The 15,097-nt window shown below is 69.3% G+C and carries 11 protein-coding genes and 1 pseudogene; 5 read left to right on the forward strand and 7 right to left on the reverse strand.

The features are described from left to right. Position 1: 1 nt before the first annotated feature. The 5 genes from V2W30_RS29295 (at position 2) to V2W30_RS29315 (ending at position 5,486) form a co-directional block, all read left to right on the forward strand. Positions 2-1,780 carry a hypothetical protein gene (locus V2W30_RS29295; protein WP_338701174.1) on the forward strand — a complete coding sequence of 593 codons (1,779 nt, stop codon included), beginning with the start codon at positions 2-4 and terminating at the stop codon, positions 1,778-1,780. Between the two features lie 89 nt (positions 1,781-1,869). After that, on the forward strand, positions 1,870-3,078 hold the full coding sequence (locus tag V2W30_RS29300) for a S8 family serine peptidase (RefSeq protein WP_338701177.1): 1,209 nt from the start codon (positions 1,870-1,872) through the stop codon (positions 3,076-3,078). 121 nt (positions 3,079-3,199) lie between these two features. Continuing rightward, on the forward strand, positions 3,200-3,535 hold the full coding sequence (locus V2W30_RS29305; protein WP_338701179.1) for a WXG100 family type VII secretion target: 336 nt from the start codon (positions 3,200-3,202) through the stop codon (positions 3,533-3,535). Positions 3,536-3,618: 83 nt separating this feature from the next. Further along, entirely contained in the window at positions 3,619-3,918 is a 300-nt protein-coding gene (locus V2W30_RS29310) for a WXG100 family type VII secretion target (RefSeq protein WP_338701180.1), read from the forward strand. A gap of 89 nt (positions 3,919-4,007) precedes the next feature. Further along, positions 4,008-5,486 (forward strand): PQQ-binding-like beta-propeller repeat protein, encoded by a 1,479-nt coding sequence (locus V2W30_RS29315; RefSeq protein WP_338701181.1) that lies wholly within the window; start codon positions 4,008-4,010, stop codon positions 5,484-5,486. Positions 5,487-5,554: 68 nt separating this feature from the next. Here the strand turns inward: V2W30_RS29315 and V2W30_RS29320 are convergent, their stop codons facing one another. The 7 genes and pseudogenes from V2W30_RS29320 to eccCa form a co-directional block, all read right to left on the reverse strand. Continuing rightward, positions 5,555-6,061: a GNAT family N-acetyltransferase gene (locus tag V2W30_RS29320; protein WP_338701183.1), complete on the reverse strand. Its 507-nt coding sequence runs from the start codon at positions 6,059-6,061 to the stop codon at positions 5,555-5,557. A gap of 287 nt (positions 6,062-6,348) precedes the next feature. Next, a pseudogene (locus V2W30_RS29325) lies at positions 6,349-7,442 on the reverse strand (glycoside hydrolase family 5 protein). A 253-nt stretch (positions 7,443-7,695) separates the two neighbouring features. Further along, positions 7,696-7,944: a chaplin gene (locus tag V2W30_RS29330; RefSeq protein WP_338701184.1), complete on the reverse strand. Its 249-nt coding sequence runs from the start codon at positions 7,942-7,944 to the stop codon at positions 7,696-7,698. Positions 7,945-8,115: 171 nt separating this feature from the next. Continuing rightward, the gene (locus V2W30_RS29335) at positions 8,116-9,210 is read right to left on the reverse strand and encodes an adenosine deaminase (RefSeq protein ID WP_338701185.1); all 1,095 of its coding nucleotides are present in this window, start codon (positions 9,208-9,210) and stop codon (positions 8,116-8,118) included. Between the two features lie 100 nt (positions 9,211-9,310). After that, positions 9,311-10,042 carry a GntR family transcriptional regulator gene (locus V2W30_RS29340; protein ID WP_338701186.1) on the reverse strand — a complete coding sequence of 244 codons (732 nt, stop codon included), beginning with the start codon at positions 10,040-10,042 and terminating at the stop codon, positions 9,311-9,313. A 392-nt stretch (positions 10,043-10,434) separates the two neighbouring features. Then, on the reverse strand, positions 10,435-10,734 hold the full coding sequence (locus tag V2W30_RS29345; protein ID WP_338701187.1) for a DUF397 domain-containing protein: 300 nt from the start codon (positions 10,732-10,734) through the stop codon (positions 10,435-10,437). Between the two features lie 347 nt (positions 10,735-11,081). Then, positions 11,082-15,050 carry a type VII secretion protein EccCa gene (gene eccCa / locus V2W30_RS29350; RefSeq protein WP_338701188.1) on the reverse strand — a complete coding sequence of 1,323 codons (3,969 nt, stop codon included), beginning with the start codon at positions 15,048-15,050 and terminating at the stop codon, positions 11,082-11,084. Positions 15,051-15,097 lie beyond the last annotated feature (47 nt).

Genomic DNA, 15,097 nt, shown 5'->3' on the forward strand with positions numbered 1-15,097 from the left:
CATGACCGACAAGAATCACGAGGCGGACCACGAGCGGGTCGCCCAGCAGAACTCCTTCACGAACTTCGCCCACGACGTCGAGGACAACAACAAGGGCGGCGGCTGGGTCAACGGAATCTTCCGTGCCGCCGTCGGCGCCACCCCGGTCGGCCAGGCACTCGCGGCGCGCAAGTCGGACTTCGAGGACCACGACCTCAACACCATGCTCGACATGGTCCACCAGACGAACCCCGAGGACCTCGAGACCTCAGGCTCGGCCCTGTGGGACGCCCGCGATGCCATCAAGGCCGCGGCCTCCGAGCTGGACGGCCACATCACCAAGGTCCACTGGGTCGGTGAGTCCGGCGACAGCTTCCGCGACTTCGGCGGGAAGCTGGTCGTGTACGCCGAGCAGCTCAGTACGTACGCGGGCACGGCCGGCGACCAACTCAGCGCGGCCTCCGCGGGGTTGGCGTCCGTACGCAGCGCGATGCCGCCGCGGGACACCAGGCCCAACGCCGGGCAGCGGCCCGAGCAGCTTCCGGCGGTCAAGCAGGTCGAGGGAAACGACGACTACGCGGCCGCGGTCAAGGTGGAGAAGGACCGCCAAGAGGCGATCAACCAGATGAACCGCCTCTCGTCGTACTACGTCGTCTCCGCGGAGCAGCTGGAGACGTTGCAGCAGAACCCGCCGAAGCTTGAGGCGATGCCTGATGTGGGGGTGCCGAAGCCTGCCGGCCACACCCGCTCTCCCGGAGAGACCGGGACCGGCACGTCCACCGGGACCGCCACCAGCGGCTCCCACCACGTCTCGCAGGTGGCGGTCGGCCATCCGCAGGTCAGCGATTCGGCTACGGCTACGACCACGCCGCCCGCCAAGCACGCGGAAGGCACCATCACGTTTCCGGACCGCGCCGTCGGTACGGAGATCGACAGCGTCGGCACGCTGCCGTCGCCCACCGCGCCGTCGCCGACGACCGGGCCCGCTCCGGTCTCCGGCGGTCCGAACCTCACGGGCCCGTCGGCCAACGGGTTCGGCAACGGTTACGTACCTCCGATGACGGGCGGCACGACCGGCCGCAACGTCGGCCCGGCAGGGACGCGTTCGCCGCTGTCGGCTCAAGGCCGGTCCGGAGGCCCGTCCGGTACGGGCAACCAGAGTGCGGCCCGGTCCATGGGCCGTGGCGGTGCGGGCGAGATGGGCAGGGCGGCGTCGACCGCCCGCGGCGGGACAGCCGGCGGGAAGGCTGCTTCGCCGATGGGCCGCGGCATCTCGGGCGGAACGCCACGCGCCGCGGGTTCGACGCCGCGGACGGCCGGCGGACCGACGACGGGTGCCGGGCGGTCCAACGGCGTGGTCGGCGGCCGTCCCACGAACGCGCGCACCGGCGCGCCCGGACAGAACGGTTCGCGCATCCCTCGCGGATCGGTCATGGGCGCCGAGGCCACTGGGGGCAACTCCCGGTCGACCACCGGGCGCGTGGGGCAGCGGGGGGTCTTCGGAGCGCCCGGTTCCAACGGCTCCGGCGCCAAGCAGACCGGGGCGAACCCCGCGGGTACGAATCGCGGCGGCACGGCACGCGAGGCGGTGACCGGCAACCCCGCGTCGCGTGGCTCCGCAGCGCGGGCCGAGCGCAACGGCATGACGCGCGGCGGCTCCGGCCTCGTGCGCGGCCCGGGCAAGAACGGCAAGCCGAACGAGGAAGAGACAGAGGCCGCGGAGCGTCCGGACTACGTCGTCGAGGACGTGAACACCCACCTGCCCGCCAACCGGCGCGACGTGCCGCCGGTCGTCAACTGAAGCCGAACGAGGACACAAGCAGTATGAAGTCAGGGACCAGCCGACGATCCGACCGTTCCTCGCTCCTCACGGCGTGCGGTGGCAGACGCGTGCGCGCGGTGGGGGCGGTCGTCGGCGCCCTGGCGGCGATGAGCGTCGGCTTCGCGCCGAGCGCGGCCGCGTACGACGCCCAGTCCCAGCAGTGGTACCTGGACGCGATGCAGGCCGACCAGATGTGGAAGATCAGCACCGGTAAGGGCGTCAAGATCGCGGTCATCGACACAGGGGTGAACGCACAGGTCCCGTCCTTGAAGGGGCAGGTCCTTGCGAGCGAAGTCCCGGCGTCCGTCGCGTACCACTCGACTCAGGACTACTCGGGCCACGGCACGACCATGGCGGAACTGATCGCCGGAACAGGTGCGAGCGGCGGGATCAAGGGCCTCGCACCCGATGCCAAGGTTCTGCCCTTCCGCATCCAGCTCGCCGAACTGAAGGACAAGGCGGAACTGAAGAAGACGCCGGAGCCCGCGGAGGCGATCAGGGCGGCCGCGGACTCGGACGCGGACATTCTCAGCATGTCGTTCGGCTCCGAGACGATCGATCCGGACCAGGAGGCCGCGCTCAAGTACGCCGCGTCCAAGGGCAAGCTGCTGATGGTCGCGGCAGGCAACGAAGGCGTGAAGTCGGGCCACATCGGCTATCCGGCCGCCTATCCGTACGCGGTCGGAGTCGGGTCGGTGGACGAGCGAGGAACGGTCTCCAAGTCCTCGTCGTACGGCAACTACGTGGACCTGGCAGCGCCCGGCATCGATATTCCTGGCTGGTGCGATGCCACGTTCAAGTCGTACTGCACGCGTGATGGAGGCACCAGTTCGGCAACCGCCATCGCCTCCGGCGCCGCCGCCCTGATCTGGTCCGCCCACCCCGACTGGACGGCGAACCAGGTCCTGCGCTCGATGATCGACACGGCGAGCCGCACCTGGAAGAAGGACGACCCGAGCAAGTACCTCGGCTACGGAATCATTCGCCCACGCAAGGTACTTGAAGACGCCAACTACAGCGCCGGCGCCGCGAATCAGGACCCCCTCCTCAAGGAGAACGGCAGCCCCGCGAAGACCGAGACCTCCCCTTCCGCTTCTGCATCAGGCTCGTCACAGCCCTCGCAGGAGGCTTCAGAAGTCCCGGCCGAGGCGGCAGGATCGGAAGCGAAGTCTTCAAGTGACAGCAATACGTTGTGGATTGCGCTCGGAGCTGTTGCGGCGGTGATCGTGATCGGGGGCGGCGGGTTCGCAGTGATGAGGGCACGGCGCAGCCAGTGAGACTTTCAACCGTGGGGTGCCAGTGTTCCCTGGGTGGACCACGGGGGAACGGTTCGGCCTCAAGTGAGGTCTGAGCCACAGCAATTGGAACTAGAGGCATACCAAGGAAGGCAGGCACAGCATGGCTGGTGAGCAGAGGCTTGAAGATGCCGCAGTAGTCGCGCTCCAGAAGCAGATGCTTGAGAAGTACGAGGGCATCGGCAAGCGTGCGCACCACCTTCAGGGCGTGATCGACAGCCTTGAGGGTCAGTGGCAGGGCATCGGGCGCAGTGCCTTCGACAAGAAGCAGATCGAGATCAACCAGTCGCTCAAGGCGATCGGCAAGATCCTGGCCGATGTCATCGACGCGATGACGCAGACCCGCAACCTCAAGGACACCAAGGAAGACGAGGTGCGGGCGGCCATGAACAAGATCAACCTGAACGACGGCGCCCAGTCCTCGCTGAGCAGCTACTGAGACGTCCGGCGTCTCAGAGCACATCCGAGCGCAGCGAACACCCCACCACACGTACACGACCGAGCGAGACGAGGTAAGCCGACATGGCGAGCAATGCGGACGGGTTGACAGTCAAGTACGACGGGCTGGACATGGCAGCCACCACCATCGGAAACGAGGCCAAGGCGCTCGAGTCCGACCTGGCGGAGCTCCGACAGCTGGTCGTGCGCAGCCAGGAGTACTGGGCGGGCGAGGCCCAGTCGAAGTTCGGCGAGAAGCTCCAGAAGTGGGACAAGGAAGCCGACGACATCCACCAGGCGCTGACCGGCATCGGCCACACGGTGCACACCTCCGGTGGCGACTACATGGCGGGCGACAAGAAGGCTGCCAGCTACTTCCAGTAGGACTCGGCTGAACACAGCAGAGGGTGGGCGCGCGCGGGAGGCGCCCACCCTTCTCCTATCTCCGGCCTGCGAAAGGGCAGAAGCGAACCATGGCATTCGGACCGCCGCCGTCCCCCTTCACCCAGTCGCAGCAGACCGCGGCAGAGACGAGGAGGCGGCGAAGGCGGACGGTGTTCGGTCTTGTGCTCGTGCTGGTCGTCGCGATGGGGTTCGGAGCCTGGTTCGTATGGCCGGGATCGGGCAGGGGGGCGTCCCAGGACGTCGCGGAGCAGAAGGCCGTCGAACAGGCCCCCGATGACATTCGGGAGACGGTCGAGTCGCTGCCGAAGTCCGCACCTCGCGCCGGTCATCTCGTGGCCGACATGCAGACCAACACTCTGGCGCAGGGCAAGCAGGAGGACACCTCAGGGCTCTGGGTGACCAAGAAGGTCCTCGTCAAGGCCAAGGGGACGACCCTGTACGGCATCAAGGCCTATGAGCCGTCCGGGCGGGGAACCGTCGTCTGGAGCCTCGTACTCCCCGGCGGCATCTGCGGATACACGTCCTCCGTCACGGCGGACGAGCGTACGGCGGTGCTCATGCGAGATCCCAAGCACGGGAACGCGTGTGACCAACTCGCTGTGATCAAGCTCAGTTCCGGCAAGAAGCTGTGGCAGACCACGATCCCGCGGAAGAAGAACTACTTCACCAAGGGCACGACGATGGCCATGGTGAAGGGGGTCGTCGCCACCAACTGGCAGGTCGGGGCGGCCGGTTACGACATGCGTACCGGCAAGCAGCTGTGGCAGTTGGACCGGACGAAGAAGTGCACGATCGGTGGATTCGCCGGCGGCAAGGCACTGACGGTGCGTTATGACTGCTATCCGCCGGAGAAGGAATCCGAGATTCTTTATCAGGTCAAGGAGTTGGAACCGCGGACCGCGCGCACCAAGTGGGTCTACCGGGTCGCGGACGGCGTCGGTCTCGTCGCCATCCTCTCGAGCAAGCCCGCGGTGATCGCGGTCGGCGCGGGGGACATGGAGATCACGGATCTGATCTCTCTGGACTCCGGCGGAAAGTACCGGGCGACCATCCGCCTGGAGGGCGGTCACTACGAAGTGGCGTGCAGCGGCGATGCCGTGGACGACTGCACACAGGCCGTGGTGAGCGATGACCAGGTGTTCATCACCAGCGGGGAGCGGCTCGAGTCCATCGAGGACAAGACGAACTGGGTCGTGGCCTTCGATCTGGCCACCGGCAAAACCGGTGTGAAGTTCGACGCGGGACACGACCAGAAGATGTACCCCCTGCGCATGAGCGGCGATCGGTTGTTGGCGCTGACCATGGGCACGGACGACGTGGCACCCGTGTCACTGGTGAGCCTCGATCCGAAGACCGGAAAGCAGTCCACGTACTTCTACTTCGCGATCCCTTCCGGGGGCGAGGCATTCTTCTCCAGGGTCGACCCGTATCAGGTCCAGGTGGAGCATGGGCGCGTCTATTTCGGCGTGCTGTCGGCGACAGGTGAGGCGAAGAAGGGCATTCCGTCCCTCATCCGCTTGGCTTTCGGTGTCGGCTCCGCCGGCTGACTCCGCTCGCTGGATCGGCGGGCGCAGGACTGGGCGGCCACAGAGCTCCGCCCCACCTCGGTCCGGGTTCAGCCGCGGCCATGCAAGGTCAAGACCACCTCATCGACCGCCTCACCCCGCCCGTTCGCGAAGCCCCGCTCCCTCCCCGTGACCACGAACCCGCACTTCTCCAGGATCCGGAGCGAGCCGAAGTTGTCGGCGGCCGCGCGGGCGTGCAGCGGACGTTCCGGAACGAGGTCGAGCAGCGCGCGCAGAGCGGCCGTGGCCGCCCCACGGCCCCAGTACCGGCGCCCGATCCAGTACGTGACCTCGCGTTCCTCGGGAGGGCCGTAGACGGAGGCGTGCCCGACGATCTCGCCGTCGCCACCACCGTCGAAGCCGCCATCACCGTCGACAACCGTACGCATCACCACCGCCCGATCCTGGCGGATCCGCGCCCAATGGGCCTCGAAGTAGACCCTGTCGGCGGGGTCTTGGGCGGTGAACGCCGCCATGCGGATCGCCTCGGGATCGTTCATCTGGGCGAAGAAGACCGGAAGGTCGGCGTCTCGCACTTCGCGCAGCGAAATCTCCATGGGGCCTCCCGGCTCGCGAGCATGAGTGGTGAGGAGCGCGTTGATGCTCGGGCACACGCGTCGTGTCGCGTCGCGTCGCATGGTGTCGCGTCGCGTCGCGTCGTGTCATGTCGTGAGGCCGATCATGCCCGTTCTCGGCCTCACGTGCGGCAGACCCTCGCCATGCCTGAGACCGGGAACGGACAGGATCACCGCCGCGAGGCGTGACACACCACTACCGATCGACGGATCGATCAACATCCGCCCACTCACCACATCATGACGCCACGTCACATCATGACGCCACGTCAGCGACCGACCGCGGCCCCCCGCCCCCACCCCCAAGCCAGCCGATCCGCCCCCGACTGGTTGGTCGTCGCCAGCCAGGGCCGGTTCGTCGGACCCGTCAACGTCTGGAGCGAATACGTGTCGTCCGTGCGCAATCCGGGCCAGTACACCGACCCCATCTTCAGTTCGCGGAACGTGTCCGTGACCGCCTGGACGTAGTTGACGAAGTTGTTGTCGGATGTGGCGTCGGAGGTCGGGGCCGGGAGGTTGTAGTCGAGTCCCGTCGTCATCGGGGCGCCGAACTCGTCCGCGACCGTGCGGCTCGCGCAGCCGCCGATGCGCTCCTTGAGGTCGGACTTCCACTCGTCGTACGTGGCGTAGGACTTCCAGAAGCCGTAGTGGTGGAGGGAGAGGTAGGTGCCCGCGAGGCGCGGGTCGGCGCAGACGGACGTGACGTGGTCGTTGTAGCCCGCGCCGCTGACGACGACGCGATTGCGCGGCACCGACGCGTACGTGTCCAGCCACTTCGCCGCGATGTCGGCCCACTCCGTCTCCGTGTAGCCGTGCGGCTCGTTCATGGGCTCGAAGTAGACGTGAGGGTCGCGCTTGTACGCGCCCACGACCGTGTTCCACATGGGCCAGTACGCGGCTTCGTCGTCGATGAAGCCGTCCTTCCGGGCGCCCGTGCCCTCCCAGTAGGACACGATCACGTTGAATCCCTGGTCGGACGCCGCGTCGATGACCGCACGGTACGACTTCCAGTAACTGCCGTTCACCGTGTACGGGTTGATGGGGAGCCGGACGGTATTCGCGCCGAGGTTGGCGCGGAACGCCGAGATGATGCGCGTCGACTTCGCGTACGTACGGGCGTAGGTGTCGGAGGTCGAGAGACCGGAGAGCTGGAGCGTGTCGTCGGCGAAGTTGTCGCGCGGATCAGCCCAGTTGACGCCCTTGAACTGGGTGGTGTCGGCAGGCAGCGCGCCGGGGGCGGGGGCGGGGGCGGGGAGGCGGCCGACGCGGTCGTGGCGCAGATCATCGTGAGCGCGGCCGCCGCGAGGGCCGCGGGTGTGCGGGTGGCGCGGATGCGGTGCGAGCGGGCGGGTGTCGTGGGCATGCGATCGCCTTTCGGAGCTTCTGGCGTCGATCGATGTTTACGTAAACATCACGGCGCCGGAATCGTGGCATCGCGCCCCTCGGGCGTCAAGGTGTCTCGCGGGTAACGGAGTTGGGCCGAGCGGCGAGCGGGGGGCAGGGCACGCGGGGGCGGGCCGGGGCCGCGGGCGCGGAAAGGCGCCACCCCCGTACGCGATAGGAGCACGCGGTACGAGAGTGGCGCCCTCGGTGATTCCGGTCGGCGCCGGGCGGCGTCAGCCGTTGACGCAGGTGTTGCCCACCGCCGGGTTCAGCAGCCCGATGACGTTGATGCTGTTGCCGCAGACGTTCACGGGGATGCTGATCGGGACCTGGACGACGTTGCCCGACAGGACCCCGGGGGAGCCGACTGCGGTGCCCCAGGCTCCGGCCCCGGTGCCGCCGTGGGCGACGGCCGCCCCCGCGCCGCCGAACACTGCGCCGGCGACGAGGAAGGCCGAGACGACCGCGGTACGGATCTTCATGCTGCTGCTCCTGTCGACTGCGGGCGGTGTCCACATGCCCGCCCGTTCGCCGACAGACCTGCCACACGGCGACCCGGCCCATGCGCCAAACCATCCTGGCGGAGGGCGAGTTGGGCGCGTCGTTGACGTCGTGGGCGTCGTGGGCGTCGTGGGAGGAGAGGGTGGATCGGGTCAGACCCGGCCGGCGAGCTCGTCGTACGCCGGGTCGATGACCTCGTCCATGAGCCGCGTCCGCTCCGGCAGCGGCAGGAACGCGGCCTCGACGGCGGCGCGCGTGAAGTCGTACAGGATCTCCGGGCCGTAGCCGAACGCCTCGTGCAGGTGCTGGAACTCGGCCGACAGCGTCGTGCCCGAGACCGTGCGGTTGTCGGTGTTCAGCGTGATCGTGAAGCCGAGCCTGCGCAGGTCGTCGATCGGGTGGGCCTTGTAGCCGTCGGCGATGCCGGTCTGGAGGTTCGAGGTCGGGCAGACCTCCAGCGGAACGCGGTTGTCGCGGACGTACGCGGCCAGGGCGCCGAGGGTCGCGGTGCCGTCGGCGGCGAACTCGATGTCCTCGATGACGCGCACACCGTGGCCGAGCCGCTCGGTCGCGCAGACCTGGAGCGCCTCGTGCACCGACTCGGGCCCGACCGCCTCTCCGGCGTGGATCGTGTAGTGGCAGTTGGCCTGCTTGAGGAGCTGGAACGCCGCGAGGTGACGCGCCGGCGGGTTGCCGATCTCGCCGCCCGCGATGTCGAAGCCCGCGACGCCCTTGTCCCGGTGGGCGATCGTCAGTTCGGCGATCTCCGTGGAACGGTCCGTGTGCCGCATGCCGGTGAGCAGCGCCCGTACGGTGATGCGCCCGCCGGTCCGCCGCTCGCCCTCGCGGAAGCCCTCGTTGACGGCGTCCACGACCTCGTCCAGGGTCAGCCCCCGCTCCTGGTGCTGCTCGGGGGCGTAGCGCACCTCGGCGTAGACGATGCCGTCGGCCGCCAGGTCCTCGGCGCACTCGGCGGCGACCCGGTGCAGCTGCTCCTTGGTCTGCATCACCGCGCAGGTGTGGGCGAAGGTGGTGAGGTACCGCTCCAGCGAACCGGAGTCCGCGGCGTCCCGGAACCAGGCGGCCAGTTCGACCGGGTCCTCGGAGGGCAGTCCCTCGTAACCGGACTCGCGGGCCAGCTCGATGATCGTCGCGGGGCGCAGCCCGCCGTCCAGGTGATCGTGGAGGGCGACCTTGGGGGCGCGACGGATCCAGTCGGCGACGGTGACGTTGTCAGACAAGTGCATGCGGCGAGAGTGTACGGGAGCGGGTGCGGCGGCGACAGGGCTGCCCTCGGGGGAGTGCACGAGGTCACATGACGATCGTGTGGTGCGCTCGTCCGGGCTCTTACAGCGACTGCACCACCGGCAGGGACGGTGTCCCCGTGGGCAGCGTGTACTTGGCGGCCAGTACGGGCACGTCCCCCACCCGTACGGACTGGATGACCAGCAGCGCGGCCGTGTCCGCGGGGCGACCCAACTGCTCTCCGCGGCGCCGCCCGAGCAGCGTGGCCGACAGCGCGCTGTGTCCGGCGAGCGGAAGGCCGCGCGAGACGCCGATCAGGCAGCTGAGCATGGTGACGCCCGAGCGCTCCGCGGCCAGTGCCTCGGCGAACGCGGGGTGGACGTCGGCGAGCACGTCCGCGGGCGCCGCCCACTCCTGACTGTGCGCGGCCGACGCGCCCTCACCCGTCAACACCGACTCCCAGAAGGCGAGTTCGGCGGTGGCCGGGGTCAGCAGCTGCTGGGTCGTGAAGTCCGTCGGCTCCTCCATCGCCCGCACCAGCGGGCTCACCTGCGACGCGCCGAGGAGCTCCTCCAGCGGTCGCAGCCGCTCGAAACCCCGGCGGGGCGGGCTCGCGGCCACGGTCCGGCCGACGCCGCGGCGCACGGTGAGCAGGCCGTCCTCCTGCAACAGGAGCAGCGCCTCACGCAGGGCGGGGCGGCTGACCCCCAACGCGGCTGCGAGCTTCGGTTCGGAGGGGAGGACGGAGCCCGGCGGGTAGGTGCCCGCGTGCACGGCGTCCACGATCCGCTCGTAGAGCACGACCACCGGACGGCGTTGCTCGGTGCCTTTCACGGCGCTCCCTCTCCCTGCGCTTACCTCACTTGTCAGCAAGTTAAAGAGTCGCAGCCGCGCGGGGCAAGAGCGAGAAGGGGTCGCAAGTGCCTCGGTGACCTGCGGATTCTCGCTCCGTCGGCTCGCGGATCGGGCTCAGTCGCTGCCCCCTGCGGCCTGCTCTCGCGGTACGCGTATCAGCTTCAGCGATCACTTGTCTGACAGGAAAGCTCGTCGAGATCGGGGCATAGTGGGGCAGGGGTAGTAGAACGTTCACGATTTCGTGGCACCCGAACCGGACGACGCGACACCGCCCGCGCTGGACGACGCTGCCAGCGCTGGGCACGACGCAGCTTGCTCCACGCAAAGTGTCCGCGTTACGCGAAGTGTCCGCGTTACGCGAAGTGCCCGCGTTACGCGTCGAGCCCGCCGTTGTGCGGCGCCGGCTCCAGGTCGAACTCCCCGTCCCGCGCCCCGAGCACGAACGCCGTCCACTCCGCCTCGGTATAGCGCAGCACGGTCTCCGGCTCGAGCGACGACCGCATCGCCACGGCGCCGGCCGGCAGATACGCGATCTCGACGCGCTCCTCGTCCTGCTCCGTACCGGGCGCGCTGTGCCACTCGACACCGGAGATGTCGAGCGCGTACAGCTCGTCCTTCTCGCGTTCCTTGCGGGCCTTGATCTCTTCAGGGGTCTCCTGAGCGTCGGCCATGGTGTGCGGGCCCCTTCCAAGGTGCGGACGAACGGAGCGATCAGCCTACTGGGCGGTCAGGGGCGGGCGGGGCGGATATGCCGCAGATGTGCCACGGGCGGCCTCCGCGTCTGCTAGGGCCCGTTCGGCCTGCCGGGCACAGGGCAGCGCCCGGATCGACGGCGACGCGAGAGGGCCCGAACCGATGAACCACGGTCCGGGCCCTCTCGCGTACTCACCTGCTCGCGAGCACTCACAGGTGCGTACTCACCTGCTCGCGAGCACTCACAGGCACCCACGAGCACCCACGAGCACCCGCGAGGAGCCCGCATGCTCACGCACCAGCGCCGGCGTCGGCGCCAACGCACCTACTCCTCCAACCCCACCTGAACCAACGGCTTCCCCCGCTTGCGCGACACGAACGTGCCACGCCCCGCCGGCATCGGCCGGGGCCGCAGCCCGCCCAGGAGGTCGCCCTCGGCCGGGTCGCCCGCCAACAGGACGCCCTGCGCGCCGAGTTCCTTGATGCGCTGCATGAAGGCCTCGTAACCGGCGCGCCCCGCACCGGCCGTGGAGCGCGCGATGATGAAGCGGACGCCCACGTCACGGGCGAACGGCAGCAGTTCCGTCAGCCCCGACAGCGGGTTGCCGCTCGAAGTGGACACCAGGTCGTAGTCGTCGATGACGACGTAGACGGTCGGGCCGCGCCACCAACTGCGGTCGCGCAGCTGCTGAGCCGTGACGTCCGCGGTCGGCGTGCGCCGCTGCATCAGGTCGGCGAGCGCGTCCATGTGGTGCTGCATCTGGTTCGACATCGGGATGTACTCGGCCAGGTGCGACTTCGGCGTGACATCGAGCAGCGAACGGCGGTTGTCGACCACGAAGAGCTTGCAGCTGTCGCCGCTGTAGCGCTGCGTGAGCTGCCGGATGAGCAGCTTCAGCAGGTTCGACTTGCCGGACTCGCTCTCGCCGAAGATCAGGAAGAACGGGTCCTGGTCGAAGTCCACGAACACCGGTTCGAGGTTGTCCTCGTCCAGCGCGAACGAGATGCCCCGCTCCGGGAAGCGGTCGCCCGGCGGCAGCTGCTTCGCGGAGAACTCGCGCGGCAGCAGACGGACTTCGGGAGCGCCCGGCGCGGTCCAGTGCCGGGTCACCTCGTTGGCCAGCGCGCTCGTCGCCTCCGCCAGGTCCGTGTCCGACGAGAGACCGTCGATACGCGGCACCGCCGCCATGAAGTGCTGCTTCTGCGGCGTCTGGCCACGTCCCGGAACACCCGTCGGCACGTTCGCCGCGACCTTGCGGTCGAACTCCGAGTCCATCGTGTCGCCGAGCCGAAGCTCCAGGCGGTTCATGAGGTGGTCCTTCATGTTCGCCCGGACCTCCATGGACCGCGACGCCGTCAGGATCACGTGGATGCCATAGCCGAGACCGCGCGCGGCGATGTCCAGGACGAGCGGCTCCAACGCCTCGTAGTCGGTACGGAAGTTGCCCCAGCCGTCGATGACCAGGAACACGTCGCCCCACGGCTGGTCGGTCATCGAGATGTCGCCCCGCGCGCGGCGGTTGCGGAAGTCGGCGATCGAGGCGATGCCCGCCGTGCGGAAGTACTCCTCGCGACGCGTCAGGACGCCGTAGACCTCGGCGGCCGTACGCCGCACCTTCTCGGGGTCGAGCCGCGAGGCCACCCCGCCCACGTGCGGCAGACCGGCGACGGCCGCCATGCCGCCGCCACCGAAGTCGAGGCCGTAGAACTGGACTTCCTGAGGCGTGTGCGTCAGGGCGAACGACGCGATGATCGAGCGCAGCAGCGTCGACTTGCCGGACTGCGGACCGCCGAGGATCTGCATGTGACCGGCGGCGCCGCCGAAGTCGACCCACAGCGGATCACGGCGCTGCTCGTACGGCTTGTCGACGAGGCCGACGGGGATGATCAGGCGCCCCGCGCCCTCGTACCCGGGCTGCGTGAGGCCACGGCCCGGTACGGGCGCCAGGCCGGGCAGCAGCGAGTCCAGCGACGGCGGGCTGTCCAGCGGCGGCAGCCACACCTGGTGCGCCGCCGGCCCCTGCGCCTCCAGGCGCCGGACGATGACGTCGAGCACCGTGTCGGCGAGCGCGTCGTCCTTGTCGTCGCGCGGCGTCTCCTCGCGCTGCTGCGGCACCGCCACGTACTGCACCGGAACCTCGGCGGCCGTGAAGAGCACGGGCCGCCGGTCCACCGGGAGGGACCCGCCGGACGTCGTGACCTGCGCCGCCGCACCCGTCCTGTACACACCGGACACATACGCCGCCTTGAAGCGCACCATCTCGTCGGTGCCGTACTTCAGGAAGCCGGAACCCGGCACGTTCGGCAGCTCGTACGCGTCCGGGACACCGAGCGCGGCACGCGACTCGGCGGCCGAGAACGTCCGCAGACCGATCCGGTAGGACAGGTACGTCTCCAGACCCCGGAGCCGGCCCTCCTCCAGGCGCTGCGAGGCGAGCAGCAGGTGCACGCCCAGCGAACGGCCGATGCGGCCGATCTGGACGAACATCTCGATGAAGTCCGGCTTCGCCGTCAACAGCTCGGAGAACTCATCGATCACCAGGACGAGTGAGGGGATCGGCTGGAGCGGGGCACCGGCCGCGCGCGCCTTCTCGTAGTCGTGGATGTTCGCGTAGTTGCCCGCGTCGCGGAGCATCTCCTGGCGGCGGTTGAGCTCACCGCGGATGGAGTCACCCATACGGTCGACGAGCGTGAGGTCGTCCGCGAGGTTCGTGATCACGGCCGCGACGTGCGGCATCTGGGCCATGCCCGCGAACGTCGCACCGCCCTTGAAGTCCGCGAGGACGAAGTTCAGCGTCTCGGAGGAGTGCGTCACCGCGAGACCGAGCACCAGGGTGCGCAGCAGCTCCGACTTGCCGGAACCGGTGGCGCCGACGCACAGACCGTGCGGGCCCATGCCCTCCTGGGCCGCTTCCTTCAGGTCGAGCATGACGGGCCGGCCGTCGTCACCGACACCGATGGGGACGCGCAGCCGCTCGGCCTGCGAGCGCGGGCGCCAGGTCCGCTTGGTGTCGACGCTCGCCGCGTCGCCCAGGTTCATCAGGTCGGTGAACTCCAGGTTCGCGAGCAGCGGCTCGTCGTCGCTGTCGCCGCCCGTGGCCATGCGCAGCGGCGCGAGCTGCCGCGCGAGCGCTTCGGCACCCTCGTACGAGAGGACGTCCGGCGTGCCCTCGTAGACCATGCCGTGCGCCGACTCCAGGCGCAGCACCTGGGGGTGGACGACGACGGAGAGGTCACCGCGGCCGGCGGCCAGGTCGCCGGGGACGACCTCCAGGACCGTCACGCCCTGGAGACCCTCGGGGCTGGCCAGCAGGGACGTGGGCGGCAGGGAGACGCCGTCGAGGACGACCACCAGGTGCGGCTGCTCGGGGACCGGGGCGCCTCCCGGATGGAAGCGCGGCCGGCCTTCGAGGCGCGCGGCGAGCAGGTCCTCCAGCTCCACCGGGTTGGTGGCGATCAGGCGGCGGCTGCCCGCACCGTCGGAGACGCCCTGCGCCTGCGTGTGCGGGAGCCACTTGGTCCACTCCCACTCGTGCGCCGACTCGCGCCCGGTGGCGACGGCGATGACGAGGTCCTCGGGGGAGTGCAGCGAGGCGAGGGAGGCGGCCAGCGCGCGGGCCGAGCCGCGCACGGTCGTCGGCTCACCGCTCACGGACACGTGGTAGAAGGCGCGCAGCGACACGGCCATCGGCAGCTCTTCGATGGTGCTGTGCGTGGCCAGGAAGCGCTGCATCGCGCCCGCCGTCAGCGGCTCCAGCTCGTCGACCGGGGCGGTCTGCGGCGGCACCAGGGGAGTGGCCAGACCCTGCGGGCCCAGTCCCACGCGGACCTGTCCGAAGTCCTCGTCACCGGTACGCCGCTCCCACACGCGGCTGCCCTCGGCGACCAGCGCCCACAGTTGCTCGGGCGAAGGGTGCAGGTAGTACTGCGCGTCGCGCTGCTTGCGCGCGGTACCCAGGGCGTCCCGCCGGGTCTGCGACAGATAGCGCAGGTAGTCGCGGCGCATGTCCGCCATCTGTCCCTGGTTGCCCTTGCGGTAGCGGGCCAGCATCGCGATGCCCATCGCGATCGTGGACGCCACCATGACCATGCCCATGATCTTCATGAAGGGCTGGGCCTGCGGGTTGAAGAAGAACACCACGGAACCGCCCATGCCCAGCATGGGCAGGATCTGCATCAGCGCGCCCTCTTGCTGCCCGCGCGGAAGCTCCGGCGGCGGCTGGAGCACCACCTCTTCCGTGGGCACCTCGGACGGCAGTGCCCGAGGTGGGCGCTTGACGACGATGTGGCTCACTTAGCACCAATTCCCTTGCCGGACCGAGCGTTTCCGTCCGCCGCCCC

This window comes from Streptomyces sp. Q6, assembly GCF_036967205.1.
Classification (GTDB): Bacteria; Actinomycetota; Actinomycetes; order Streptomycetales; family Streptomycetaceae; genus Streptomyces; species Streptomyces citrinus.